Source organism: Exiguobacterium sp. A1_3_1 (assembly GCF_048985645.1).
Lineage (GTDB): Bacteria > Bacillota > Bacilli > Exiguobacteriales > Exiguobacteriaceae > Exiguobacterium_A > Exiguobacterium_A indicum.
This window is the reverse complement of record NZ_WBYY01000327.1, coordinates 1-812: the sequence shown is the minus strand read 5'-3', so window position 1 is coordinate 812 and position 812 is coordinate 1. Positions and strand designations below refer to the sequence as shown.

General features: G+C 49.8%; 2 protein-coding genes. One reads left to right on the top strand and one right to left on the bottom strand.

What is annotated here, in order from left to right:
• Nucleotides 1-573 (top strand): GNAT family N-acetyltransferase (locus F8N00_RS18195; RefSeq protein WP_421018771.1); only part of this gene is annotated, 573 nt, incomplete at its 5' end.
• A gap of 48 nt (nt 574-621) precedes the next feature.
• Here F8N00_RS18195 and F8N00_RS18190 read toward each other — a convergent pair.
• The coding region (locus F8N00_RS18190; RefSeq protein ID WP_421018770.1) for a hypothetical protein at nt 622-812 on the bottom strand (191 nt) is incomplete at its 5' end.

The following is an 812-nucleotide window of genomic DNA, read 5'->3' as shown; positions in this document are numbered from 1 at the left end:
AGTCTCGTGGGCTCGGAGATGTGTATAAGAGACAGAGTCCGTATGTATCGGGACTCGTCGCCGAAGTACTCAAACAAAATCGATGATCGGAGTGATTTCTTGATGATCCGCACGAGCCGTACTTCAGACCTCCCTGTCCTGCTTTCTTTGACGGCAGAGACGTTCGAGCATCATAAGCGGTTATCGTCTCATTTTCATCCGGATGTTTTGACGCCATACACGCTCGAGTCCTTAAGACAAACGCTTGATTCAGAACAACACCTCTGTCTGACGGCACTCAACGGAGACGACATTACCGGTTACTTGTTTGGTAAATGGACGGCGCCAGCAGCCAATCGATTCACGCCAGTCCGGATCTTGAACATCACTGACGTCGGTGTCACCTCATCCCATCGTTCATCCGGAATTGGTCGCCAGTTAATGCAGGCGGCAGAAGAACTCGCGCTCGAGCGAGGTGTTGCTGCGGTTCGATTGAACGTCTGGGCGGTCAACGATCGTGCCGCTACATTTTATGAGGAACTCGGATTCGAACCGCTGTATACGAGCTTGCAGAAGTCGCTCGTTCAACAGTGACATCTATACGAAAAAGAAGCTGACTCAAAAAAAGAATGACGCGTCTTTTCACACCCTTTCCTCAGGTGAGACACAAGCCATCTTTCCTGCTTCATTCAAGCAGAAAAGCGGGTCTTGTTCGTCTCTAACAGCGCATAAATGCGCCTGATCCTGTAAGAGTGGTGTGTGACGCGCCATTCTTTTTGTTACGAGATAAGGGTGGCAGATCATCATTCTGCCACCCTTATCTTTGTAGAGAC